A 22,758-nucleotide genomic window follows, 5' to 3' on the forward strand; every position below is an offset into this window, starting at 1 on the left:
GATCACCTCTGTCAGTCCCACTCAAAGGCCGTCGTCGGCGGGATCTTCTCGGGGACGTCGATGTAGTAATGGCCACCCGGATTACCCCGAAAGCCGATCCCGTTCGGGGGGAGGGGATTGCTCTCGTCAGCGGCCATGTAGCCGAACTGCTGGGACGCGTCGCCGGTTCGGATGATCGGGCCGTCATTCTGGAAGTCGATGTCCGTCAGATACCACTTGCCGTCGACCGTCGGGATGCTCGAGACAGTATCCAGGACGTCACTGTTGTCCGAGCGCCGGAGGACCATGTCTGCGCCCGATCCAGTGCGGTGCTCGATTCGATACGTTTCAGGGTTCGCCTGTGTCTCGTTTTGCTGACAGACGTAGACCCAGAACTGGCCACTCGACCAGTCCATATTTCGCCACCAGACGGCAAAGCGCTCACCAACCGTCGGAAGCGGGTTGAGCGAGTAGGCCGGAAACGTCCAGAATGCCGAGGTGTTCTGGAGGTCCATCTCGAAGGCCCACCCGCCCCCGCGACCCTGACCGCTGACGGGCCGCTTGATCATCGTATCCGAATCAGAGCGCCAGTTCCCCGCAGTCCGATCCCAGGGGTCTTCGTTCGGCCAGTCGGCAAGCGGCTCACGAGCGCTTGAGGCGAGCCAGTACGTCCCGTCGACCGTCTCGATCACGTACGGGAGGTTTGCCTCCTCACGAGGGACGGTGCGGATATAGCCTGTCTCTTGGGGCCCACCGACGACAGTCCCCTCCTCGTTGGCATCGAGATGATCGGAGTCGTAGGCGGTCGCCTGGAGGAGGGTATAATCGCTCTCACCGCCGAACAGGAACTCGCCGATCTTCGGCACCGTCGATCACCCCTCGAAATCCGGGTCGTGCCGGATCGAGCCCGTGATGAGCTCACCGCCGTCCCACGACGCAACGGCGAAGTTCTCGACACGGTTGCCATCGCCGACGTCGAGGTTGCCTGTCATCGGGAGTGAGCCGTCTCTGAGCAGGTAGTCTTCGAGCATCTCGTCGATGTCGTTCTGGCGATAGTACCGCGAGTCGTGATTGTGACTCTCGAAGGCGTTTTGGAGGTCGTTATGGGACTGTTGAAGGGTCTCGAGGTCGGACTCAAGCTGGTCGATCCGCTCAAGAGCCGCCCCCAGTGCGGCGTTCAACAGCTCGTGGTTCGTCGTTGTCGACGAGTTATGGTCATTGTCGGTACCGGCATCGGGCTCCTTGCCGGGCTCGTACGCTGCCTCTTCGGGATCGGCAGGCGCTTCGCCGAGTGAAGGCCACGGATAGCCCTCGAGATCGACTGCGCCTCCCTCGGTGGTCGTGCGTGCTCTCTCTGGCATGGTTGTAGTAAGGGTCGTATCGAACGTCTGGAACGGTCGTCAGCGGTTATACCGCGACTTGTACGGGGCTTCGTTGTATCCGCGCGTGTGCAGCGTCGGGTCGTCGTCGCTCGCCGGCCGATGGCGGAACGGGTCTTCGATCGTCAACTCGACTTCGACGCCGGCCGCCGCAGCGCCGAGGACGTACTCGCGCAGCTCCTCGCGCTCGACCGGAGCCTGATCCAACAGTGGGGCGTCGAAGTCCACGACCATCGTCGCAGGGACCAGATCGAACGGTTCGGAGATGCGGATCTGTTCGCGATCGGTATCCAGGAGGACGGCGAGCATCTGGCGGATCTCGTCGATCGTCCCGCCGCTTACGCGCTTGAGGAACTCCGCTTTGATCCGGATTCGGTAGGGGTCGTCGCGCTCATCTTGTCGTCGCGGCGTTAACACGAGCGCCCCGATTCGATCGAGTTGCCGGCCACGGGCGAGATCGACGTATCGCTCGGCGAGCATCTCGTTCCGCATCGAAACCATCGCCTGCGCCATCTCGGAAAACATCCCGACGAGCGCCCCGAACTCCGTCGCCTCGTAGGTCCCGTCAGTTAGTCGTGGCGTCCGGAAGGGGGCCTTGAGATAGGACTCGAGGCGCTCGCGCTCGCTGATGGAGTCACGCGTCGGCGAGACCGTCCCGATCAGATCGGGATACTGCGCCGCAAGCGTCGCGCCGCGGGAGTTCCCGACGACGTCCGTCTCTCCTTCGAGGGTGGCGATGGCCGTGATGCGGCCCTGCATTGACGCATGCCCTGATTCGCCGACGGCCGCAGCGCCGACTCGGGCGTCGCCTGCCACGAGGCCGATATCGAACGGGTACTCCGTCGATGGCTGGTACCCCTCGTCACCTCCGTATCGGGCCTCTCCGTACCGGTCTTCTCCTGCTCGCATACCCGATCACCCCGTCTGTGTGATCGAGCCGGCGAACGAGAGGGTCAGGAGGGCGTCGAGATCGCGATCGCGACGGGTACCGTTTTGGTCCCGTAACGGCGCCGCGCCGATGAGGTGCATCTGGGCGACATCATCGGTCAGGGCGGCGAACTCTGCAGCGACAAACCAGGCATCGCTGATTCCGGTGGTGTTCGTCAGATCGAACTCCTGCTCGGCAAATGAGAGCCGCCAGTCGCCGTTAGCGTTCGCCTCGAGCGTGACGGCCTCACCGTCGAGTGCGTAGGCCAATCGAGCGTACTCGCCGGTCTGGGGCTCGCTCGTGATTGCACTCAGGTCGTCTGCATCTGAGAGACGGTCGGCAACGTCGTCATACAACCCGATCTCGAGCGTCGTTACTGCCGACAGGTCGCCGTAGGCCCGACGGACCATGTACTCCTTGCCGTAGTTTGAGAGTCCTATCATGAGTTACACCGTCTGGATCGTGATATTATCGGGCCCTGTCACGGCGAGTTCGGCGTCACCGATCGCCACTGAGGAGGTCCCCGTCGGAGAGGGGTCCGTTCCGATGTGGATGTAGTTGTACTCGTTCCAGCCCGGAACGGAGTCGTCGAGGATGTCCCCCAGTATCCAGTGATAGTAGACGTCCTCACCGATCTCAGTCCCCCGATAGCGCTCGCCGTTTAGCTCCCCGCCGATCCGGCTGACGATGTTCTCGACGAGCTGGTCGATCCCGTCGTACGGGAACTGGTCGGTCGTCTCTAACTCCGCGCTGACGTAGATCTGAATCTTCTCTGCAGGGTCGAACGCCAGCCCGTCGCCGTAGTCCTCGCCGGTCGCCTGCGTCGCGACGCCGCTGTACTCGCCGACTGACTGGATACCGCCAGCCCGCGTCTCGTAAATCGCCTGGATTACCTCATCACGTGCCGGCGGGGTATCCTCTTCGAGGGCGACGATCGGCCTGAACTGTCGACCCGAGTAGGTCCCGTCACCGTTGTCGACGATCGGGAGCTCCTCCTGGACGGTGACGCTCTGGACGATCTCGCCATTACCGCCGTTTCGAATCGACGCCTCGAGTGCGTCGACCGTCGCCCGGCCGCCGAACGCCAGGCTTGCCTCATATCGCCGGCGGAACTGCGTGTCGGTCTCGCGATCGCGACCGGATACGAAGTTGTACGGAGTGCCATCCGCGCGTTCGCCCGACCCGCCAGTCGGAAGTGGGTTCGTGACCTCACCAACGCCGAGAATCGGATCGATAATGCGCTCGATCGTCCCCGCGTCGACGTTCGTCGCAGCGCCGATCTGGTCGTCGTCGAGATCCGCCGTCTGATCGAGCGGGTCGACGGCCCGGATCGGGACCTGTCTGACTTCTGACTCGCCCTCGCGAAGCGTCACGGGCTCGGTCGTCTCGAAGATGATCTCCTCAGTCTCCTCGTCGGCGCGCGTCGCGACGCGCGTTCGGGCCTGGATCAGCCGATCGTTCGACACCGTGCCGTTGGCGGCGGTGAACGCCACCTCGCCGGTCGCCTCGCGGCGTTCGAGTCGGCGGAACCCAACGATCTCGAGAAGGTAGTCGAGTTGAGCATCCCGAGCATGCGAGTAGTATCCCGCATAATAGAGCGCCTCCAAGGTCTCGAAATAGGTGTACGTCCACAGCACCGCCATCTCGACGTACTGCAGCTCGGCCTCGGAGACGGCGGTGATCTGCTTGCCGAAGCGGTCCTCGGCTTCCCGGACGAACACTTCCCAGATGTGATCGACCGGAGGGCGCTGGAAGCCCTGCCGCGTAACGCCGTACTCACTGAAGAGGTCGGTGATTCCGAAGCCTTCGTTGTCAGGGATCGCGCTCACAATTGCGCTCCTCCGAGGCGTTCAGTCGATCGCTCTCGACCGCTCTGGAACCCATCACGAGTCATCCGTCCACGGAGTTGTGTCGCGAACTCGACCGGCGTCCCGTCGGCGAGGTACACCGTGATATGGACTTCGACGTCGTCCCGATTTCCGGCGGTCCGGTCGAGCTCGATATCGCCTGGCGCGAGCCGGGCAACGCGACTGTCGGCGTCCGGCCCGATTGCCTCGATGATTGCCTCCTTGGCAAGCGCCTCGGACGTCCCGAGCAACTTCGACCTGTCGAGTCCGTACTCCGGTCGGAAGGGATCGGTCCCACTGGCTCGATGGAAATCCTCGTCGTATCGATCCTCACACGGGGTGAGCAACGTTCGGACGAGTTGCTCGGCGACCATCTGCGGGCCACGGAGCACCCGAACGCGGTTCCGAGCGTCTCGACGGAAGTCACCCGAGACATGGTCGAAGCCCATCGCCTCGCCGTAGCTATCGCTTGCTTCGTCGTAGCTGTTGTAGACGTCTCTCATCGTTTGTCAGGTCAGGGGTAGATCGTATCGGCCGCTTCGTCCGCCGGGACCCAGATCTTGAGTTCTTGGTCTTCGGTATGCCAGAAGATGTGCATCGGAAGCCGGCGCTCGCCGATCTCGTCCTCGATCGCATCAAGGTCGACGTAGGCCGGATTCGTCGGGTCCGTCACGGCTGGATCGGGATCCATCTCCCGGCGCTCGGGGACTAACCCACGAAGCTCGAAGAACCCGCAGTTGAGCGGGCCCTGTAGCCGCGCCGTGTCGGGATTCCGGTACTCGGTCTGGGAGGTCTCGCTCGGATCGACGATCGGCGCAACGGGCTCGTCGACGCGATCATACGGCCGGGGGTCGTCGGGATCCGTGATCTCCGATTCGGTGTCCTCCCGGTAAGCATCGCGATCGCCGATCGATGCCCGTCCGTCGAGGGTCGCCTCGCCGCGCTCGTCGACGGCGATCGCGCCGGTCGGGTCGGTTGCGAACTCGTTGAGTGTATCGGGGAGTTGGATCGACGCCTGCTCGTCATCGACGAGGATCTCCGATGTCTCGCCGTCCGAGCGGGCGAACTCGATCCGGACCTGTCCATCGCTCACTTCGATCTCGTGGCCCTGCGGATGGCGCACGAAGACATCGCTTTCCTCAGTGACGTTGATCTCCGCTCCTCCGGGAAATCGATACAGGTACTCGAGAGGATCGGTCCCGAGATCCTCTTCGTCGTCGAACCAGATCCCGGGGATGAACAGGCCATCCTCGAACTCGTGATCGCGACGCTTCGAGGGCCGCTCGAGATACTCCGACGTCTCGATCTCCTCGGGCGTCGGGCGATCCGGTACGAGTAAGAGCCCCTTCTTCGGCACCTCGATCGGGTGTTCCTCGCCCCATCCATCGCCCGCCGACGTCCAGATGATCGGAACGTCCTTTGCCGACTGTTGCTCGTCATGGGCGTTGTGGACGAGGCCGCGATTCTTTCCGTCGGTGAGCTGCTCGAGGATCGCCCACTCGGCGAAGTACTTCTCCCGACGGACGCGTTCGGTCCCGCGAGCGAGGTCTTCTGCGACGTTGCTTAGGTCTACCATGATGTACGAAAAGCCTCACTGCACGGGATGATACCGGGCCCCAGTCCCACCCTCCTCGACGAGGCGATACTCGCCGTCGGTCGGGACGAGCTCGCCACTCATCGTATGACTTCCCGATTCGGTCGACGAGTCGAGCGTGTAGTGGGCCACTCGATAGGCACCGGCGTGCTCGGTCGACTCCAGTGGGACGAGAGCATCCTTCTCGATCAACGGATCGATTAGCGCCTCGAACTCGATGTTCGACCCACCCTCGGACTTCTTCTGCGTCCCTTCGGCCTCTTCGGCCCGGATCAGGTTCCCCTGCTCGCCAGACACGAGAGCGTTGATCTCGACCGGAGCGCTCGTGGCCTTCGGAAGGAAGTGTAACGTCCCGGCGATGGCGTACCATTCGTACTCTTCATCGCCGAGTTCGCCCGCCTCCTCGACGAGGCGATCGAGGGCGTGTTTGAGCGAATGCTTCTTCGAGATCGACCAGCGCTCGTCGAGCGTTCCACCGGGGGTATCGATCTGACCGGCCGAGATGCCCGCCATCGAGGCGATGTCTCGGACGACCATCCCGATGTCGGGCGATTCCCAGGTTCGCGTTCGGTATCGCCCCCGGATCGCTTTCTCTGACTCGTCGGGTCCAGAGATCGTGTAGGACGTATCCGCCTTCTCACTCTCCGGGCTGGCCTTCTCTTCGATCGTACCGAAGAAGACTGTCCGAACAGGCCCGTCCCGATAGCCCAGCTTGATTCGGAAGGGGTCGCCCTCGTCGATCGCCTGCCACGAGTCCCAGCTGATGTTCCAGATCGCAACGGTCGCCGACAGGCCATCGTCTTCGCTGTGGCTGACCTCGATCTCCATGCGGACGTCCTCGGGCTGACCGGCGGCCCGGACGGTCCACGCCGAGGTCGCTAGCTCTCGGACTTGCTGAAAGGCGTCGTAGCCCACCGTTACACCTCGACAGGTTCGTCCGCGTTCTCGTCAGTGTCGAGCTGTCGGGCAAGCCAGGCATCGAATCCGGGCGACCCACGTTCGGGAAGGGCGATCAACTCCACCTCACTCCCGAGGTTTGCGGGCGTGATCCGGCGCTCTCGTCGCGAGAAATCGACGAAGAGAAACGAGATCCGGTCGCGAAACGTGTACGGGTCGGCGTATCGGACGGGTTGGCGCTCGACGATCGTGGCGTCATCCATCCGTCCTGCGAGCTCGACAGTCCAGATCCACGCGCCCCCATCCCCGAACGATTCGTTCCATTCGAAGAGAAGAGTGAATGGCTGGCCCGGCCATGCTGGATGGTCGCGGACCGTTCGTTTGACCGGCCGCTTATCGGAGAGTCGTCCATCCGGGAGGGGAATCGCATCCCACTCCGTAACGTCGTACGTCTCAGGTTCGTTCGGCATGATCAGGAGAATAGCCCCGCGACGTCGTTCGCGATACTCGTGACGGGTGAGAGAGCACCACTTCCACCGTCACCATCAGTGCCACCCTCGCCATCGCCGCCATCGACAGTCGCCCCGTCGCTCGTCGATCGGGATTCGGATCCGACGACGTCGTCACCGGGTTGGCTTTCGGCCCCCTCAGTCGCCGGGCCGTCCTCGGTAACGGCCTCGATCGAGCCCGCGCCGACCTCGGCGACGAACACTTGCCGCCACTCGAACTCGATATCGAATTTGTTCGTGTACTTCCCTTCTCGATTCCGGCGGACGTTCTCGACGACGACCTCCGAGACGGTCCCTTCCGCCGTCGTAATCGAGATTGGGTCTTCCTCCTCGGCGACAGCCCGCAACTGCGCGATCTCCGAGGACTCAGCCGCGGCGTAGATCGTCCCCGACTGTGGTATGAGGACGTTGCGCTGGCTGATCTCTGCGCCGTCCTCGAGGGATTTCGTTGGGGCGTCCTGCCCGCTCGATTGATCGCTCTGGATCCCGGCACGGAGCTCCATGCCGTCGATGATCATCGGCTGCCCGCTACCGTGCGGGTTCGTGACTTTCCGGACGCCGGGTTCGTCTCCTGCCATAGTTAGTCACCGTCGCGGAACTTCCGGAAGACGCGTTTGACCTCCGTCTCGAACTCGGTCATGCGCTGGTTGAGGAGGGCTTCGCTGACCGCGTTGCCCACTTCTGCGGGCGTCCCCGCGTCACTGGCGTCGACGATCACGTCGCCGACGTTGGTCGTGATGTGGACGTCGATCGACTGCCCAGTCTGACCCGCCTGGCCCGTTGCACTCGACTGCCCTTCCGAATCTCCGGATCCAGTCCGGGGTGCCGGTACTGAAACCGGCCCACGAGGCCCGGCAGGCCCCTGTGGTCCAGGATCGAACCCATCACTCCCACCATCTCCCGAGTCATCCGGTCCCGATCGCGACGTCTGCTGTGGTGTAACGGGGGCGGTCGTCTGCCCGCCGCCAGCGACGGCCGCCGCAGCACCCGCCCCACCACCACCCGGACCGATCGGGCCAGTGGGTGAGACGGTCGTCTCGGGGGTGACCGGTGCCGAGACCGGCCCCGGTTGATCGACCGTCGGATTGATCGTCGGGTCGTCCACTTCGGGTGTCAGTATGTCGGTCGGCATGGTGATCGCGTCGTGAGCAGCCCCCGCCACACGCTCCATCTCACTTGCGACCTGGCCCTCGCTCGCCCGTGCGCCGAGCGCGAGGGTCTCCGGCAGCGCACGCCCTTGCTCAGTGAGATTCGACAGCGGGCCCCTGTCGGCATCGCTGGAGGGTAGGTACGAGGCCGCCGTCTCGGCGATCGACGACGCGACGGATTCGACCGCGCCCTCGCCAGCGTTGGCTCCGGAAGCGTACGTCTTGCCGAGCGCCTGCGAGTCGGCCCCCGGCTCTGCACCGCCCGCGGCGGGCTGGTCATCGCCGCCGAAGAGCCCGCCGATGATCGGGATATCCTCCTTCGAGGGGAGGTCGGGCACCTTATCGATCACGCGCTGCATCCAGGCGAGCAGTCGGCGGAACGGGTCGATCGCCGCGTTGATTCCCTGTTTGAACGAGTCGAAACGCTGCTTTGCGGCGGCGGTCCGCTCGTTGATCCGGTCGAGTACTGGCGAAAGCGCCCACGAGGCGAAGGCCGAGCCGATATTCAGCAGGCCACGGAGGACGCCCCGCGCCACGCCCAGTCGGTAGGCCCACACCTCGAGACGGTCGTTGAGTCGGCCGATCGTCCCCTCGACGGCCCAGTCGACGAATGCGTTGCCGGCGTCGGCGACGCCCTGAATGAGCCCGCCCAGTGGGCCGAGCTTCTCCTCGAGATCGTCAGCGCCGGTCGCCGCCCGGACGAGCCAGTAAACCAGCCCCGGCGCGGTGAACAACGACAGGACGCGGATGAACGTCGCCACCCGATCGGCAGCGCCGCCGAAGCGCTCGTTGAATCGGTCGACCGCGGTGTGGATCGTCTCGATGTGACTCCGCGTCGACTCGATCGGCGAGGCTGCCCGCTTCAGGAATCCGGTGAAGTAGCCCGCGGCATCGCCGGCAGCGCGGAACGCCGCGCCGATGAGCGATATCGGGAGCGTGATCGGCAGAGCGGCGATCTTGATTAGGATCCCTCCGAGCCGGCCAAGGACCTTGATGAACGACCACGTCGCGCCGGCAACGCCCGTGATGATATTCCACAGGCCGCCGATCGTCCCGGTCAGAATACCGACGACGGCGTCGGCCTCTTGGCCGATCCCGAGCCAGTCGAACAGGCCGGCCCGCCAGGCAGCCCACGCCGCCGTGATCCCGAGGACGATCCAGCCCAGCGGGCCGAGCGAGACGAGCAAGCCTTTCGCGGCGACGGCTGCCCCCTTCATCGCCCCGCCGGCAGCGGTGACGGCTCCGGTAAGCGTCATCTTGCTCGCCGCCGTCGCGAGTGAGCCCGCACGCGAGGCCCACAGCGCCGACGTGAGTTGCCCCGTCGAAGCCGTCATCAGCCACTGCGCACCCGCCGCCGCCCGAGAGGCTCCCGAGAGGATGTGCTGGGCGGCCGCGTAGCCGTACGTGCTGTCCATCGCCGACATCGCCGCGAGGTTCTGCAGCTTGATCTGGACGATTGCCGCCCCGAGTGCGGCCGTCAGCGCGAGGGAAGCGCCGGTCGCGACGACCATCCCCGCCCCCATCGCCTCAAGCAACCAGGGCATCTCGCCGAGTGCGTCGGCGGCCGTCATCGCGACGTCCAAGAACGCCGAGATCCCTGGGGCCGCCCCCTGGAACATCTCGTAGGCGAGCGCCGACGCACTACCTCGTAAGTACGTGATCTGCCCCTGGACGTTGTCCATCGCCGCCTCGGCGAGGTCGGCCGATGTCGTTGCCTCGTCGATCGACGCGGCGAGATCCTTGAAGCTGCCCTCTGCGTTGGCGAGTTGTGGGGCCAGTTGCTCCGCCGCCCCGGAGTCGATCGCGAGCCCCGCCTCGAGCATGAACGCCGCCTCCTCTTGCGAACTCGCTTGCTCACTGATCTGCTGGAGGACGTCCTCGGTACTGCCGGGTCGGAGTTCGAAGCCGACCTGTGCCTGGCGCGTCGCCAGTGCTTCGTCGTCGAGTCCCTGCAGGCGCTCGATCGCCCCGCCGGCCTGTGAGTAGGCCGTCTCCTGGAGCGTCTCGTTGAGCGACTCGGACTGGGCGATCAGCGAGCCCATCGCCCGAGCGCCTCGGGCGTTGAAGATCTGATTCAGGAGTTGGGATCGCTCGTGGGCGGAGAGATCGGCCATCTGCTCGTCGAGCATCGTCGCAACCTCGCCGATCGAGCGCATGTTCCCCTCTTCGTCGAAGAAATCGTCGGTCGTCAGACCAAGCTCCGAGAGCGCTTCCTCGGCTTTCCCGGCGGGGTTGACGAGCGAACGGAGCATGGCGTCCATCGACGTCCCTGCCGTGCTCGCGTCGAGGCCAGCGTCCGAGAGCGTCCCGACCGCAGCGGAGAGGTCCGTGACCGAGAGGCCGACCTGATTCGCGGACGTCGCCGCATAGCGCATCGCATCGCCGAGCCCCGAGACGTCGGCCGCCGTACTCGAGGCGACCGAGGCGAGCGTGTCGGCGACCGCCGAGACCTGATCGGCTTCAAGACCGAACGCGTTCATCGCGTTCGTCGCGATCGAGGCCGCCTGCCCCATCTGGAGGCCACCGGCGACCGCCAGTTGCGAGACGCTCTCGACGGCGGCAAGAGCCTCTTCGGCTTCGAGACCGCGACGGGTGAGCTGCTCGAAGGAGTTCGCGATCTCCGTCATCGTCAGCGGCATCTCCGCGCCGAGCGTCGAGGACATGTCCCGCATCGCGTTCATCTCCTCGGTCGTCGCCCCGGCCAGCACCTCGACCCGGCTAAAGGTCGCCTCGACGGGGCCGCCCGCCCGGACGATCCCGGCGAGGCCCGCAACGAGTGCCGTCGTCCCGGCCGCCGCAGCGAGGAACGCCCCCTCGAGAGCACGGGCCTTCCCGTCGACGGCATCCATCTCGGCTTCCGTCTGGTCGAGCTCGCCGCGAGCGGCACCCATCGCCGTCGTGAAAGACTGCGTGTCGCCCTGCAGGACGATCGAGAGCCCGCCGACGGGCTGTGCGCCCCCTCCTGGTGCTCCGCTCATGAGTTGATGAAAACAGTCTACAGCTGTCGCTCGCGCTCAGCAAGCGCCGAAAACTACCGTCCGTCCTATACGTCGTCGACCGGCCGCCGGAAGATCATCGCGATCGTCGAGCCCTGCCAGGTACAGCGCTCATCGAGCACCCACCCCTCAGCCGCGAGTTCGTTGATTCGGTCCTCGAGATCGCCATTCCGAACGTCGGCGATATCGGGGTTAAACTGTTTATATTCGAACTGTTGCGTTGCCATACGAGCGACCTCGGCGACCGGAGAGATGAATGCTTTGGCCTGACCGGCTCAGGCGAGCCCATCCTCGACGACGTCAATATCGACGTAGTCCGAGAGACGAACCCAGGCGGCGACGTGATCGAACAAGAGCGACCGCTCGCGTTCGGTGAGGGCGTTCGCCCACCGGTCGTACGTCAGCTCCGGCTCGTCAACGACGGCCGAACAGAGTCGGTACCGATCGTCCTCGATGACGGCTAAGAGGATCTGGTTCATCGTCTCCTCGGAATCGGGCTCGGCGAACACGAAGCGCTTTGGCTCGCCGCCATCAATCGGATGGATTCGGAACTCCGTCCGGGCCGGCTCGCCGATCCACGACTCGGCGATCACCTCGTAGTCACTGTCCTCTTCGACTTCGCTGAAGAGTTCGGTGTCAACCTGCTCGCCGGGGCCGAGGTCTTCGCGATCCTCGCCGTCGCCGTCGTACTCGTAGTCCGGTGTCGTTTGCTCGCTCATGTGTTGTTTTGTTGTTCTTTCGCCCGCTCGAGGAACAACTCGAGTTCGCGGTCGTCCGCCCGCCCCTTCGCGACGTCCTCTTTGATCTGCTCGGGCAAGAGGCCCCACTCCTCGTCGGTGAGGTGATCGGGCTTCTCGCCGTACTTCGCCCGCTCTTCGGCCCGCTCGCGTTCCTCCTCACGCCATTCGTTCAGGCTGTTCATGTTGATGAGGTAGAAATCCACGCGATCGCGTGACCAGCGGAGGACGTCCTCGTAGGTGTAGTTATTCCACTCTTGCTCCGCGATGATGAGCCGACGGCGCCCGGTCGGCGAATCGGCATACTCCTTAGCGGCGCCTCTGTCGAAATTTGGCGTCGCCGTGGACGAACTGGCCCATGCGCTGGCCGATCATCATGCGATCGTACCAGCTCATGGCATCCCAGATCGGGGTGGCGTTCGGGTGGCTCGCCAGCCCCTTCGACCCGTCCTCGTCGGCGATCACGAGGTTGCCCCGGTCGGGATGCTCGACTTGGTAGACGGCTTGGTGTGGGTGACCGTCGATCTCGAGGAGGTCGTCAGCGAGTTCGCGGGCGAAGCGCCGCGCCTGGGCCTCTTGCTTGCCACTATCGAGATCCTGGAAGTTCTCAAGCAACCCGAGCTTGTCCTCGTACTGCTGCTTGTCCTCAGGCTCCCAGACGTCGAACGGGACGCCCTTGTAGCCGAATTTGAGGACATCGCGTTCGCCGACCTTCGACGCATCGCTGATAACCTCCTCTTCTTCCCAGGGGAACTCACCGTCGTCGTTCAGGAGGTCGGTGCTCTCGAGTGTCGGCTCCGACTCCAGGCTCGACTCGTCAGCGTCCGTCATCGGCTCGTGTGCGCCCGTGCTCGACTGGTGTGACGCCGTGGCACTCTCCGAGGGGGCAGGGTTAGACTCGGCCGTCTCGTCCGTTACGGGCTGGTTCTCGCCCCGAATCGCCTCGGGAAGGACGGCCTCCATCTCCGCTTCGGAGATCTCGTCGTTCCGGTAGGCGTCGCGCACTTGCTCGACGGTCGGGGTGCGATCAGAGCGCCCGGTCACGACTCTGAGGACGGTGTTGAGGTTGACCTCCTCGTGGTCGGTTTCGAGTTCGTGATGAGTGCGAGGCTGGCCCTCTGCGCCGTCCGCAGTAGTGTCGTCCTCCCCTTCGTGCCGAGCCTCGAGCTCCTCTTGCAGGTGGGTGAGTGTGTTGATCGCCTCTTCGCGAGCCTCCTTGGATATCTCGGGATGGTCGAGGTCATCGAGTGTGATATCCATCGGATGCTTCCCGCGGAGATGATCGGGGATTCCGATCGAATCCTCGACAGCCCCATCCGACTCGGCGTGCATCTCTCGGAGGCGAGCGACTGCCGAGTCGTCGTTCTCGGTCGATGACGCTGGGCTGGATGCTCCACTCGTGTCCGGGATGGGGTCCTGATCCTGACGCTGATTCTGATCTCTGTCCCCGATCTCGGTCTCGATCCCGCTGAACGGCTGTTCGTCGCTCGACTGTGAGCGAGACTGTTCGTCTTGGTGATCGTCGCGATCGCGAGGGTGCGTATCGTCTGGCATGATGGGTGTCGTGCATCCGAAATGCGGTGTGGATGCGGTACGAAAAAGTGTGCGCTCTCGGGCCGGCAGGTCGTCGCCTGAGGCGGGACGCCTCAGATCACGAAGTCGCCTTCCCAGTCGCCGGTGTAGAGATACCCGGTGTCGAGCTCGTCCTGGGAGACGTTCGTGAAGCGAACGCCCGTTACTGCATGCCTGCCCTTCGTGTCATCGTCGGGGAGTGTGTAGGCCACACTCCCGATCTTGCGGGCGAGAATCGCCTCATACATCGCCGAGACGCTCGGCGACGTTGGATAGAGGCTGAACGACCCGCTGGGGTCGACCGGGCGATCGTAGTGGACGGTGTCGCCCTCAATAGCTCGCTCGCGCTCGCTCGGGTCCTCGATCTCGAAATCGAAGCCCGAAAAACGAATGAGCGGGACGCCAAGGACGTTCCCGGTTGCTTCTTCGACGGCGACGCGAGTGGACTGTCCGCTCGGGGTTTGTTTGATTGACATTGGTGAATCCTCCAGTCAGTTACAGCGTGGCCCGGATCGTCCCGCTCATGCGGTGGACGGGCTCGTTCAGGTTGATCAGCAGCTCGATGTTCTCCCAGATTCGATTGGCCCGCTCTTCGCGAGCCGTGTCTTCGGGCTCGGGGACGTTGTGTCCGACCGAGGTGAACATCGCGTTACGCCCACCGATGGCGTCGGCGAACTCCTCTTCGATGGCCTGCTCGATATCGGTCTTCGTGTACTGATCGAACGACCGATCGTCGGATCGGAGCAAGTCCTGCAGTGCGAGCTTCGCACGGTTCTTCGCGTAGGCGACGCGTCGCGTCCGGTCGAGGTAGCGATAGTCGTCTTCGATCCCGGCCGTCGTGAGCGAGTTCGTCGCGTACACACCGCCGTCGTCCTCGAGGACGTTCGACGGGCCGCTTCCCTCGTCACCACCTTCGAAGGTGCCCGAGAGACCCACATCGCCGATCAGGCGAGTGTACCGCGTGTTGTTCGGCACGCTCGCAGCGATCGACTTGTAGATGATGTTGTAGTCGACATCGTTCGTCGAGTAGAGCCCCGCGATCCGACCGCCGAGGCCATCGGTCGGCGATTCGTTCGCCATCGGTAGGACCCACTTCGAGGGGGCGTAGCCACCGACCTCATGGGCGAGCGCGAGCCCCTCCTCGGGCCGGTCGAACGTCTGGCCGTTGACGTACGGCTGCACTCGCATGACCTCCTCGGCGTCCATCCACGGGCCGAGTTCGTCCATGTCCCCGATCGAGTGATAGCCATACCGGTGGTTCGCGAGATCGATGATGTCGACCGTGACGCTCTCGAGTTCGTCGAACGCGTCACGCCACGGGAGTGTCGAGTAGGTGATCTCGATTCCAGTGCCGGTTCCGGACGTCTCGGTGTCGGTGGTCAGTTCGCCGGTATCACGGTTGAGCGCGGCCAGTGGTGGGGCGTCGACGGACTCCTCGCGACGCTCCTCGGCCTCCGTGATGTCCGGCGGGGCACTAATCACGTCGACGACCTCGGCATCAGTATCGTCGATAGTGACGGTGACGTCCTCGAGGCCGGTGATCGGCGTGTTCTCGACCTGAGCGGTGTCGGTCGCTTCGGCAGCGCCGAACGTCTCGGTGTGCTCGCTGGCCTCGAGGACCATCGCACGGAGCATCTCCGTGCCTTCGCCGAAGACCTCCATCGCGGCAGTGTGGACGTCGCTATCCTCGCCGAAGTCATCGGCGACCGCGCTGGCGTCGGTGTAGTGTGACAGGCTGTTGAAGCCTGCCGTCGGTTCCTCTGCAGTCGGCGCACTGCCGATCAGTGCGACCTCCTGCAGGGTATCTCGCGGACTCGCCGCGAACTCTTCCTCAACGGTGAATGAAACTGCGTTATCGATGCGTGGCATCTGTCAGTTGTGTCTCCTGTCTGTGATCGTGCCGCAGCTCGCGGCGATGATGGTTCTCTGCATTGGACTGCTCACTTCGTGTCGTACGGTTCGATCTCCTCGCCGTCGATGGCCGGCGTCGGATGGACACCCGCCTCACTCACGAGGTAGCGATACTCGGTCCACTCGTCGGCATATGCCAGTTCGACCGCGGCGTCGTACTGTGCGCCCGCGGCGTCGACCTGGTCGGTGACGTCCTTGGGCCCCCGCCCCGGGATCGGACGAACCGTTATCTCCGGGTCGATCTCGTCGGCGTACTGTGCGGGGAGCGACGGGTCGTCGGGATCGAGCGGAGCACCATCTGAGTCGAAGTGATCAAGCGGACGCGATGGCCAGCGCTCGATCAGGAACGATTTGACCGCATCCGCCAGTGCTGATGCCCGATCGTTGGGAGTGTACTGCTCGCCCGCGATCGTCGCGTTCCCCCGGGCAGTCACGATCAGGTTGAGGACGTCGTAGACGTCGTATCCCTTCGTGACCGCACCGTGAGCGTGCCCCTCCTCGACGCCCTCGGGATCGAACACTTCGCGTGAGCGCTCCCGATCGATCGTCTGCTCTTCTTCGAGAACGCCGGTCGGATCGAGAGACATCGTGACCGACTCGTACGGCGGCTCGGGCCGGTCGAAGCTCTGATAGTGCCATCGGAGCTGGGGCTGGATTGCCGTCTGCGAGATCCCCTCGTCAGGGTGATCGATATCGACCCAGTAGACCTCCGGTAGCGACCTCCGGATCGTCTCGCGTGTTGGCTGGTCGAGCATGCTATCAGGTCTATCGGACGGGGTAGCCGCCACTCTCTTCGTCGCTACTGTCGCCCCGCTCGTCGGCCGTCAGTGCGTACCACGCGATCCGATCGCCGTCGAAGTCCGTCACTTCCGGCGTGCCGACGCGATAGAGACCCGGCGATTCGTCACGGGCGTCGTCGAACGCCAGCCGGTCGCCCCGAGTGATTCCTCGCTCGAGCATCGCACACAGTGCATACTCGACGTCCTCGTCGGGCCCCTCGACGGCCCGGTCGAACGGCGAGACCTCCGGCGAGACGATGAGTAGTTCCATCTCGACGGGATCGCCGAACTCGTAGTCGGTCGAGCCATCGGTATCGCTATCGACGGCCTCGCCCGGACGCCAGACGACCGGCCGAGTAAAATCGGGATCGTCGATGACGCCGGCCAGTGAGTCATTCCACGGGCCAGCGTCGGTGGAGGCGTGCCAGGACATGATCTACCGGATCGCCATGCCGAACTTCAGCGCCAGGATCGCCTTCGCGATGCGCTTCGTGAGGACTGACCGCAGATGTCCGGCCCGGAGGTGTGTCTTCGCCGGACCCAGGACCTTCCGCGGTGGGATGTCTTCGGTCCCCCATTCGTGTATCTGGATCTTCGGATCGGCGATGCCCAACGTGACAGCGTTAGGCCCCGACCGACTCACGAACCCGCTCTGTCGCATGCTGCCGCTCTCGCGAAGGATCCGACTGTGCCCCTTCTTCCGAATCGTCGACTCGGCCAGCGGCGTCCATGACCGCCCGAGAGCGTCTTTGTCCTGGTCCCAGTTGCGTTCGATCCGTTCGAGTTCCGATCGGGCGGCCTCCAGTAGCCCCGTCGAGAAGGCCGCGACGATCGCCGTCTCGGCCTCTCGGAGGTTGTCGGATCGGTTGACTGGCATGGGCGATTAGCCGTCCGGGTCGTACTCGGGGTGGTGCGGGTCGCGCCGGGAGAGTCGGGCCGGATTGTTCTCCGACTCCAGACTCAGTTTGACCTGCATCCCACGGGTATCATCACCGCCGTTGGGATCGGTCCGGTAGGGCACGTCGTACGTTCCCTTATCCGGGTAGAACTCGCCGGCGACCCCCATCGCTGTCGGGACGAAGATCCGGAGCGTTTCAGGTGCGCCGCTGGCGTACGGATCGGGGAGGTCGACTCCCTCGAGCCCTGCTTCAGTCGCGCCTGCGCCTTGTCCGGCTCGTTGCATGGCCGGCGACGCGCTCGAACTGTTGACGTCAGCCGGCGTGAGGTCGGGCTCTTCGGTCGCGAGATCCGGGCCCGAGGTGAGGACGTCGAGTTCCTCGTCGAGCGCGTCGAGTGCCGTGCTCCGGGGGTCATCGCGGCGCATCTCGACGCGCCGGAAGGTCCGCAACTGCTCGGCGGTGTACTCGCCAGTGTCGATCGCCTCGCGGAGGTCGTCGACGGTGTGGTCTGTTTCGGTGAGGCGATCGCGCAGTGCCTCGCCGGCCTGTTCGTGCGTGCCGCTCAGTGGATGGTCGTCTGTTAGTGGCATGTATGATCCATGTGGTCTCAAAACCGGCGGGGCGTCCTGCACGTCCGACGATCGCCAACAGAATGAAGCGAGGGGGTGTTATCTCCCGTAATCTCGTCGAGGATTTCATCTCGCCGATTTGAAAGCCGGTCGATGAACTCCCCGACATCCCAGCTCTTGTCGACATCTGCAGCGCCCTTCGCGTCGAGGAATGCCTGTTTGTCCGAAGTGATGACGCGCCATGCCGCCTCAATGGCGATCGCCTCATCAACATCCGCAGCATCGGCTGATTCAACGCTCCGCTTTTCGACGAATCGAACCGCTCGCGACAGGTGGTACTCGATCAGGCCCGCGTCGAGATTCTGCTCAGTATCGCCGAGTTCGTAATGGACGGCACTTACACGATCGGTGCCATCACCGCCGTTCGAAGACATAGTCAGTCGGACTACTCAGCGAGATAGTCGCCGATCGCGTTTTTCACGCCGTCGCGGTCATCCCCGCCGGCCTCAGTTTCCCGAAGGGTTTCGAGCTGCTCGTCGGTGAGGTCAGCTACTTCGAGATCGGATTTGATCTCCGGAATCGTTTGGTCGAGAAACTCTTCGGGTGAGTCGAAACTCTTCTCTGAACCGGAATCCTCGGGGTTGGTTCCATCGTCGGCATCGGTGCTAGTCTCGGTGTCGGTAGTCCCGGACTCACTTTCCGGATCTTCGTCTCCGTCGGTGGGGAGGAGGTTGTCGGCGAACGCCCGAGCGATCCCCGCTTCGAAGTGCTCGATGTCGCCGGGTTGGGCGTCGCCAATCGGAGTTCGGTGGACACGATACTCCCCCGCCTCGACGGGACCGGGCTGATCGGCAAGAGTCGACGGACCGCCATTGCCACCAACGACCTGCGAGCGGAACTCGTCATCGGGCAGGTCTTCGTCCGCAGGGTGCAGATTATCCTCGAACGCACTTGCCACGTCCGGCGAGAGTTCGATTGTTTCGCCAGGTTGGGTACCGGCGATGGGCTCGTTCAGGACCTGATATTCCTGCGTATCATCTGCCATGCGCTATCAGGCCTCCGAATCAGTACCGGCACCAGCGAAGTGAACGATGCCGGTGTTGCCGTCCTGGTTGTGCTTGATCCTGGGCGCGAGCAGGTGGTAGAGTTTGAACTGGTTCACGACGCCACCATGGCTATCCCACGAGAGGTTGAGTGGGCCGTCGGGAAGACGCGCCATGTCGATGACCTGCGGACTGGGCTTGAACAGGACCGCCTCGCCGTCGGGCATCCGCGGAACGTGGACGATTCGGTCAAGATCCGAGATTTCCTCGAGACGATCCCGGGTCGAGGTGTCGTTGATTGCGGTGGTCTCGTAATCGCGGTTGAAGTACGTGTCCTGCTTCGTCGCAGTGAGCAGCCACATGCCCGACCCCTCAGCGTAGTACTTCCGGTCTTTCAGCTGACCGATGCCTTCGAGGACGTCGTTCTTCGCCGTCGGACCATCGTCCCACGTCCCGGACGTGGGCTGCTGAAGCCGCCCTTCGACGTTCAGCATACCAGGGCAGCCAAGCGTGTAGCCCTGCTGGGTCGTCAACTGGATGCGCGACCCGTAGAGCATCGTGTCTTCGAGGAGCTCGGACGCGCTCTCGCCCGCACCTTCGGCGTACTGTGCCTCGATGTCCGTGCCGTAGGCGATCGCCTTCTCGATCTGGGCCTGTGGGATGCGGTAGTCCTTGATCGTGTAGGGCACGGCAATCCCTTCACGACCCTGTGCGAGTGCGCCCTCTTCGCTGCGAGTCATGAGATCCGAAGAGTGCTCGGCCTCATTCATCCGCCCACGGATCCCCCACGAGGTTTCGGTCTCCCACCACTGGAGGTCGTGGGTCAGCTCCGCCTCCTCGAACAACTGCACGAGGACGAGGTTGTCGTACATCGGGGCCATGACCGTATCGTCGATCGAGTCGAGGATGGCCGGCGGGAGCGACGATGCATTGACGCGAAGTTCGTCGCGTTCTTCGGCCGAGTTGGCGTTGAGCTGGTCTCGAACGCTGCCGCCCATCTGCCCCTTGGCGGTCTGATTGAGTCCCTGTCCATCGAGTCCTGTCTGCCCGTCATTCATGTAGTAGTCCTGAGTGCTCATTTACATCATCACCTCCAGACGGATTCGGTTGGGGCCGTCTGACTCCCCACTCGTGTCAACGCCTTCGAGGGCGCGAACGATCGCGTTCTCTGCAGTCTCGCCACCGCCGCTGTCGATCGAACGGAACGTCCCGTCACCGTTCGAAACGAGGAGATCGTCCTCTTCAACCGTGTTGCCGTCGGCGAGAAGGCCCCACACACGGTGGAGCTTATCGAACCCGGCGAACAGCGCGGTATCACCCGCAAAGTGAGTTGCGTTGTTGACCGTCGAGAGTTCGTTCGCGAAGATATCGGTATCGTCGGCGAGCATTCCCCAGTCGCGCTTTTCGACGGCGAACATCGGCGATGCCGGGCCGCCGTCTTCGGAGTGGTTCTGGAGCTCGTCGCCGTTTCGCTCGACAAGTGCCCCTGGCCGAATGTCTTCGGCCGCGGGAAGGTCGTCGACTTCGATTTCGTCCATGCCGCGGAGGATGGCGGTGTGGGGGCTGTACGTCTCTGCGTTCGGATTCGGAGATTTGAATGGCATCTACGTGTACCTGTGTTGAGTATCGCAGTCAGTCGCGAATCGACTCAGTCGCTCGATTCCGCCTTCTGGTTGGCGGCGTATTCGGCAAAACTCCCGCCAGTACTCGTCGTTCCCTCGTCCTCGTCGGCGTTGCCGTCGATATCGGAGGGGAACGGTTCGTTGAGCCCGCCCCAGTCCGCAGCGCTGGTGGCTTCCTGAAGTGCGTTCGCCGTCGTCTCGAGTACTTCAGTGTCCATCTCGTCGAGTTGCTCGTCGGAGTAGCGATTCGAGTTCGCCTGAATGACGTCCGTCGCCTGCTTGCGACGGCGCTGCTCGTTCGCGTCGCGGTTGGCGTTCAGCTCGTCGATGACCTCCTGCTGGGCATTGACCGTCTGGCGGAGATCGGAGAGCTCGTCCTGGAACGCGTCAGGCAGGGCGTCGATGTCTGAGTTGACGTCAACGTCGTCGGTGTCGGTACCCCCATCGCCGCCCTCTTCAGAGGCTTCCGCAGCGTTCTCGACGAGAGTGTTGAGGCTCTCGAGTTGGTTGCTATCCATCCGACGGAGTTGCTCGGAGCTAAACTCCGTCGCATTTGCGATGCGCTCGTAGTCGTCGTCAGTAATATCGTCTCCCATTGTTGTGCTGCTCGTGTTCGTATTCGCTGAGTTGATTGCCTTCGTCTCCCGGCCGTTCGCGCTGCAGTGACACTCCTCATGCGTTCCCGTGTTGCAATCACAGGCAGTGTCACCACCCCCTCGACTGCTATTGAGGCCCGCCCGCTGGAGTAGCGACCCCACCGAGTGAAGGATGCCGGCTGCCTCATTGGCGTCCACATCGGCCGTGCTGTCACCGTCCTCGAAGTCGTGGCCGAACTCATCGACAAGTAACTGCCGAGCTACCTCGCGGGCGGACTCGCGTTGCTCATCGGGGATGGTCCACCGAGAGCCAGTCGTCCCGAGGACGTCCTCGAGAAGCTCCTCATGAAGAACGCCGTCGGGGCTGACCACCGCGCCCATCAGAAGGTTGTCCTCAGTCTCGGCGTCGGGATTGCCCAGTAGTGACTTCCGGGCAATCCACCCCCGAGCTCCGTCCGGCACTTCGCTCAGTGCGGAGTAAGGATCGCCCTGATAGTCCGCATCGGTCGCGTCAGCCCATGCCTCAAGGTACTCATCGAGGCCCCACCACAACTCCCAGGATTCGAGGCCTTCGGCGTCCGCTGCTGCAACGGACATCGTCTCGTCGTACTCCGGGGTGCGCGCCTCGGAGAGGATATTCCCCTGTATTGACGTACTCGATCGATTGCCGTTAGTAGTCACACCGTTCGAATCGATTTGCTCCGATGGGAACTCCTCGATGACAGTGAGGTTCTCCTCGAGGACCGTTTCCTCTTCGTCGGTGTTTTCCCACTCGACGCTATCGTCATCATCGTCTGTCGGGACTTGCTCGTAAACGGCGACGAGGACAGACTCATCGTCATCGTCGAGTTCGTCGGCTACGATACCATACCGCGTCTCGTCTGTGTTCTCCGCCTCCCAGCGGACGCGGTCGTCTTCGGATTGATTTAGCTCCATATCATAATCTCCCTCCTCGCTGGATTGGGGCGTAGATGGCCGATCACGTCCGCCCTCTGGTGGGCGCATGTTGACGAACACGCGATCGGCCGATCGGCCCGGTTGTCCGTTGACGCAGTAGCCCGCGCCGGGAACACCTTCTGGCCCGGCCGATGGTGGTGTATGCCCCGACACGCCGATCGTATTCGTGACCGGCGTCTCGGATTCGTCGACCGTCGCCAGTGCGTTCTCGACGATGCCGTCAGATGCATCAACACCACACCCATCTGAGCACGAGCACTTTCCGGGGCCCAGATCATCAGGCAACAGCGCGACGTGATCCGGACGGAGGTTGACTTTCACTTCATCGCGGTACGATTCACCATCGACGCCCTCGTAGACGCCTGGTGTGCCGGGGTCGCCCCGATATGCCGACGACACTTCGAGCTCGTCGCCATCTTCGAGGATCTCGATAATGCGCTCGCCGTACACCCCGAGTGTCTCAGTTTGCTCGACATCGACCCACAGATCACCGTTCAGTTCGCGCTCGTCGGTGTCATACGAGGCGTAGTACAACGAACCTGTGACGGCGTTGTCGATGACTTCCGGGAGGCGGGCGGTGATGTAGTTGCCGTGGACATCGACCGGGTGGCCGATCGGCAATGGAACGTGGTTCCACCCCGGAACGCTCTCAGCGAACGCCTCATCAGGGACGTATCCCCCGTTGAGGCTCATCGGTCGGGCGACCGTTACGTTCGCGACGAGGTACTCACGTCCGTTTCGTTCTTCTTCACGGACGGTCTCAACGTCGATGCTATTGGTACAGAGTTGCATTGCT

26 protein-coding genes are annotated in these 22,758 nt (G+C 63.6%); all 26 read right to left on the reverse strand.

What is annotated here, in order from left to right:
- Window positions 1-11 precede the first annotated feature (11 nt).
- Entirely contained in the window at window positions 12-845 is an 834-nt protein-coding gene (locus tag HACJB3_RS05140) for a hypothetical protein (RefSeq protein WP_008414594.1), read from the reverse strand.
- Window positions 846-851: 6 nt separating this feature from the next.
- Window positions 852-1,340: a hypothetical protein gene (locus HACJB3_RS05145; protein WP_008414595.1), complete on the reverse strand. Its 489-nt coding sequence runs from the start codon at window positions 1,338-1,340 to the stop codon at window positions 852-854.
- A 39-nt stretch (window positions 1,341-1,379) separates the two neighbouring features.
- Window positions 1,380-2,267, reverse strand: a complete 888-nt coding sequence (locus HACJB3_RS05150) for a hypothetical protein (protein WP_008414596.1) — start codon at window positions 2,265-2,267, stop codon at window positions 1,380-1,382.
- Between the two features lie 6 nt (window positions 2,268-2,273).
- Window positions 2,274-2,729, reverse strand: a complete 456-nt coding sequence (locus HACJB3_RS05155; RefSeq protein WP_008414597.1) for a hypothetical protein — start codon at window positions 2,727-2,729, stop codon at window positions 2,274-2,276.
- A gap of 3 nt (window positions 2,730-2,732) precedes the next feature.
- Complete coding sequence (locus HACJB3_RS05160) at window positions 2,733-4,115, reverse strand: baseplate J/gp47 family protein (protein ID WP_008414598.1); 1,383 nt, start codon at window positions 4,113-4,115, stop codon at window positions 2,733-2,735.
- Window positions 4,112-4,636 (reverse strand): hypothetical protein, encoded by a 525-nt coding sequence (locus tag HACJB3_RS05165; RefSeq protein WP_008414599.1) that lies wholly within the window; start codon window positions 4,634-4,636, stop codon window positions 4,112-4,114. Before HACJB3_RS05165 ends, HACJB3_RS05160 begins: the two co-directional genes overlap by 4 nt.
- Before the next feature lie 11 nt (window positions 4,637-4,647).
- Entirely contained in the window at window positions 4,648-5,709 is a 1,062-nt protein-coding gene (locus HACJB3_RS05170) for a hypothetical protein (protein ID WP_008414600.1), read from the reverse strand.
- A gap of 15 nt (window positions 5,710-5,724) precedes the next feature.
- Entirely contained in the window at window positions 5,725-6,642 is a 918-nt protein-coding gene (locus tag HACJB3_RS05175; protein WP_008414602.1) for a hypothetical protein, read from the reverse strand.
- Window positions 6,643-6,644: 2 nt separating this feature from the next.
- Window positions 6,645-7,094 (reverse strand): hypothetical protein, encoded by a 450-nt coding sequence (locus HACJB3_RS05180; protein ID WP_008414604.1) that lies wholly within the window; start codon window positions 7,092-7,094, stop codon window positions 6,645-6,647.
- 2 nt (window positions 7,095-7,096) lie between these two features.
- The gene (locus HACJB3_RS05185; protein WP_008414606.1) at window positions 7,097-7,711 is read right to left on the reverse strand and encodes a hypothetical protein; all 615 of its coding nucleotides are present in this window, start codon (window positions 7,709-7,711) and stop codon (window positions 7,097-7,099) included.
- 2 nt (window positions 7,712-7,713) lie between these two features.
- On the reverse strand, window positions 7,714-11,259 hold the full coding sequence (locus HACJB3_RS05190; RefSeq protein WP_008414607.1) for a phage tail tape measure protein: 3,546 nt from the start codon (window positions 11,257-11,259) through the stop codon (window positions 7,714-7,716).
- A 65-nt stretch (window positions 11,260-11,324) separates the two neighbouring features.
- Window positions 11,325-11,504, reverse strand: coding sequence for a hypothetical protein (locus HACJB3_RS05195; protein WP_008414608.1), 180 nt, complete (start codon window positions 11,502-11,504; stop codon window positions 11,325-11,327).
- 48 nt (window positions 11,505-11,552) lie between these two features.
- Entirely contained in the window at window positions 11,553-11,996 is a 444-nt protein-coding gene (locus HACJB3_RS05200) for a hypothetical protein (RefSeq protein ID WP_008414610.1), read from the reverse strand.
- Window positions 11,993-12,199 carry a hypothetical protein gene (locus HACJB3_RS05205; protein WP_238532833.1) on the reverse strand — a complete coding sequence of 69 codons (207 nt, stop codon included), beginning with the start codon at window positions 12,197-12,199 and terminating at the stop codon, window positions 11,993-11,995. The genes HACJB3_RS05200 and HACJB3_RS05205 overlap by 4 nt, the downstream gene beginning before the upstream one ends.
- A gap of 124 nt (window positions 12,200-12,323) precedes the next feature.
- A complete protein-coding gene (locus tag HACJB3_RS18710; RefSeq protein ID WP_049934310.1) occupies window positions 12,324-13,568 on the reverse strand; it encodes a hypothetical protein in 1,245 nt (414 codons plus the stop codon).
- Between the two features lie 92 nt (window positions 13,569-13,660).
- Complete coding sequence (locus HACJB3_RS05215) at window positions 13,661-14,062, reverse strand: hypothetical protein (RefSeq protein WP_008414614.1); 402 nt, start codon at window positions 14,060-14,062, stop codon at window positions 13,661-13,663.
- A gap of 19 nt (window positions 14,063-14,081) precedes the next feature.
- Window positions 14,082-15,455, reverse strand: coding sequence for a hypothetical protein (locus HACJB3_RS05220; protein ID WP_008414615.1), 1,374 nt, complete (start codon window positions 15,453-15,455; stop codon window positions 14,082-14,084).
- Between the two features lie 71 nt (window positions 15,456-15,526).
- Window positions 15,527-16,252 (reverse strand): hypothetical protein, encoded by a 726-nt coding sequence (locus tag HACJB3_RS05225; protein WP_008414616.1) that lies wholly within the window; start codon window positions 16,250-16,252, stop codon window positions 15,527-15,529.
- Between the two features lie 10 nt (window positions 16,253-16,262).
- Entirely contained in the window at window positions 16,263-16,709 is a 447-nt protein-coding gene (locus HACJB3_RS05230) for a hypothetical protein (protein ID WP_008414617.1), read from the reverse strand.
- A gap of 3 nt (window positions 16,710-16,712) precedes the next feature.
- Window positions 16,713-17,153 (reverse strand): phage virion morphogenesis protein, encoded by a 441-nt coding sequence (locus tag HACJB3_RS05235; protein WP_008414618.1) that lies wholly within the window; start codon window positions 17,151-17,153, stop codon window positions 16,713-16,715.
- Window positions 17,154-17,159: 6 nt separating this feature from the next.
- Window positions 17,160-17,765, reverse strand: a complete 606-nt coding sequence (locus HACJB3_RS05240) for a hypothetical protein (protein ID WP_008414619.1) — start codon at window positions 17,763-17,765, stop codon at window positions 17,160-17,162.
- A 17-nt stretch (window positions 17,766-17,782) separates the two neighbouring features.
- Window positions 17,783-18,178, reverse strand: coding sequence for a hypothetical protein (locus HACJB3_RS05245; protein ID WP_008414620.1), 396 nt, complete (start codon window positions 18,176-18,178; stop codon window positions 17,783-17,785).
- A gap of 11 nt (window positions 18,179-18,189) precedes the next feature.
- Window positions 18,190-18,789: a hypothetical protein gene (locus HACJB3_RS05250; protein ID WP_008414622.1), complete on the reverse strand. Its 600-nt coding sequence runs from the start codon at window positions 18,787-18,789 to the stop codon at window positions 18,190-18,192.
- 6 nt (window positions 18,790-18,795) lie between these two features.
- Window positions 18,796-19,866, reverse strand: a complete 1,071-nt coding sequence (locus HACJB3_RS05255; RefSeq protein WP_008414624.1) for an encapsulin — start codon at window positions 19,864-19,866, stop codon at window positions 18,796-18,798.
- The gene (locus tag HACJB3_RS05260; RefSeq protein WP_238532834.1) at window positions 19,867-20,325 is read right to left on the reverse strand and encodes a hypothetical protein; all 459 of its coding nucleotides are present in this window, start codon (window positions 20,323-20,325) and stop codon (window positions 19,867-19,869) included.
- Window positions 20,326-20,435: 110 nt separating this feature from the next.
- Window positions 20,436-22,754, reverse strand: a complete 2,319-nt coding sequence (locus tag HACJB3_RS05265; RefSeq protein ID WP_008414626.1) for a hypothetical protein — start codon at window positions 22,752-22,754, stop codon at window positions 20,436-20,438.
- Between the last annotated feature and the right edge of the window lie 4 nt (window positions 22,755-22,758).

The sequence above is a fragment of the Halalkalicoccus jeotgali B3 genome (assembly GCF_000196895.1).
In the GTDB taxonomy this organism is placed as follows: Archaea; Halobacteriota; Halobacteria; order Halobacteriales; family Halalkalicoccaceae; genus Halalkalicoccus; species Halalkalicoccus jeotgali.

Bases quoted from the DNA above. Each gene is read 5' to 3' on its own strand.
- HACJB3_RS05180 (WP_008414604.1), bottom strand. From the start codon at position 7,094: ATGCCGAACGAACCTGAGACGTACGACGTTACGGAGTGGGATGCGATT.
- HACJB3_RS05265 (WP_008414626.1), bottom strand. From the start codon at position 22,754: ATGCAACTCTGTACCAATAGCATCGACGTTGAGACCGTCCGTGAAGAA.
- HACJB3_RS05250 (WP_008414622.1), bottom strand. From the start codon at position 18,789: ATGGCAGATGATACGCAGGAATATCAGGTCCTGAACGAGCCCATCGCC.
- HACJB3_RS05260 (WP_238532834.1), bottom strand. From the start codon at position 20,325: ATGGACGAAATCGAAGTCGACGACCTTCCCGCGGCCGAAGACATTCGG.
- HACJB3_RS05240 (WP_008414619.1), bottom strand. From the start codon at position 17,765: ATGCCACTAACAGACGACCATCCACTGAGCGGCACGCACGAACAGGCC.
- HACJB3_RS05185 (WP_008414606.1), bottom strand. From the start codon at position 7,711: ATGGCAGGAGACGAACCCGGCGTCCGGAAAGTCACGAACCCGCACGGT.
- HACJB3_RS05170 (WP_008414600.1), bottom strand. From the start codon at position 5,709: ATGGTAGACCTAAGCAACGTCGCAGAAGACCTCGCTCGCGGGACCGAA.
- HACJB3_RS05215 (WP_008414614.1), bottom strand. From the start codon at position 14,062: ATGTCAATCAAACAAACCCCGAGCGGACAGTCCACTCGCGTCGCCGTC.
- HACJB3_RS05235 (WP_008414618.1), bottom strand. From the start codon at position 17,153: ATGCCAGTCAACCGATCCGACAACCTCCGAGAGGCCGAGACGGCGATC.
- HACJB3_RS05205 (WP_238532833.1), bottom strand. From the start codon at position 12,199: ATGAACAGCCTGAACGAATGGCGTGAGGAGGAACGCGAGCGGGCCGAA.
- HACJB3_RS05230 (WP_008414617.1), bottom strand. From the start codon at position 16,709: ATGTCCTGGCACGCCTCCACCGACGCTGGCCCGTGGAATGACTCACTG.
- HACJB3_RS05245 (WP_008414620.1), bottom strand. From the start codon at position 18,178: ATGTCTTCGAACGGCGGTGATGGCACCGATCGTGTAAGTGCCGTCCAT.
- HACJB3_RS05190 (WP_008414607.1), bottom strand. From the start codon at position 11,259: ATGAGCGGAGCACCAGGAGGGGGCGCACAGCCCGTCGGCGGGCTCTCG.
- HACJB3_RS05195 (WP_008414608.1), bottom strand. From the start codon at position 11,504: ATGGCAACGCAACAGTTCGAATATAAACAGTTTAACCCCGATATCGCC.
- HACJB3_RS18710 (WP_049934310.1), bottom strand. From the start codon at position 13,568: ATGCCAGACGATACGCACCCTCGCGATCGCGACGATCACCAAGACGAA.
- HACJB3_RS05255 (WP_008414624.1), bottom strand. From the start codon at position 19,866: ATGAGCACTCAGGACTACTACATGAATGACGGGCAGACAGGACTCGAT.
- HACJB3_RS05150 (WP_008414596.1), bottom strand. From the start codon at position 2,267: ATGCGAGCAGGAGAAGACCGGTACGGAGAGGCCCGATACGGAGGTGAC.
- HACJB3_RS05225 (WP_008414616.1), bottom strand. From the start codon at position 16,252: ATGCTCGACCAGCCAACACGCGAGACGATCCGGAGGTCGCTACCGGAG.
- HACJB3_RS05200 (WP_008414610.1), bottom strand. From the start codon at position 11,996: ATGAGCGAGCAAACGACACCGGACTACGAGTACGACGGCGACGGCGAG.
- HACJB3_RS05220 (WP_008414615.1), bottom strand. From the start codon at position 15,455: ATGCCACGCATCGATAACGCAGTTTCATTCACCGTTGAGGAAGAGTTC.
- HACJB3_RS05165 (WP_008414599.1), bottom strand. From the start codon at position 4,636: ATGAGAGACGTCTACAACAGCTACGACGAAGCAAGCGATAGCTACGGC.
- HACJB3_RS05145 (WP_008414595.1), bottom strand. From the start codon at position 1,340: ATGCCAGAGAGAGCACGCACGACCACCGAGGGAGGCGCAGTCGATCTC.
- HACJB3_RS05155 (WP_008414597.1), bottom strand. From the start codon at position 2,729: ATGATAGGACTCTCAAACTACGGCAAGGAGTACATGGTCCGTCGGGCC.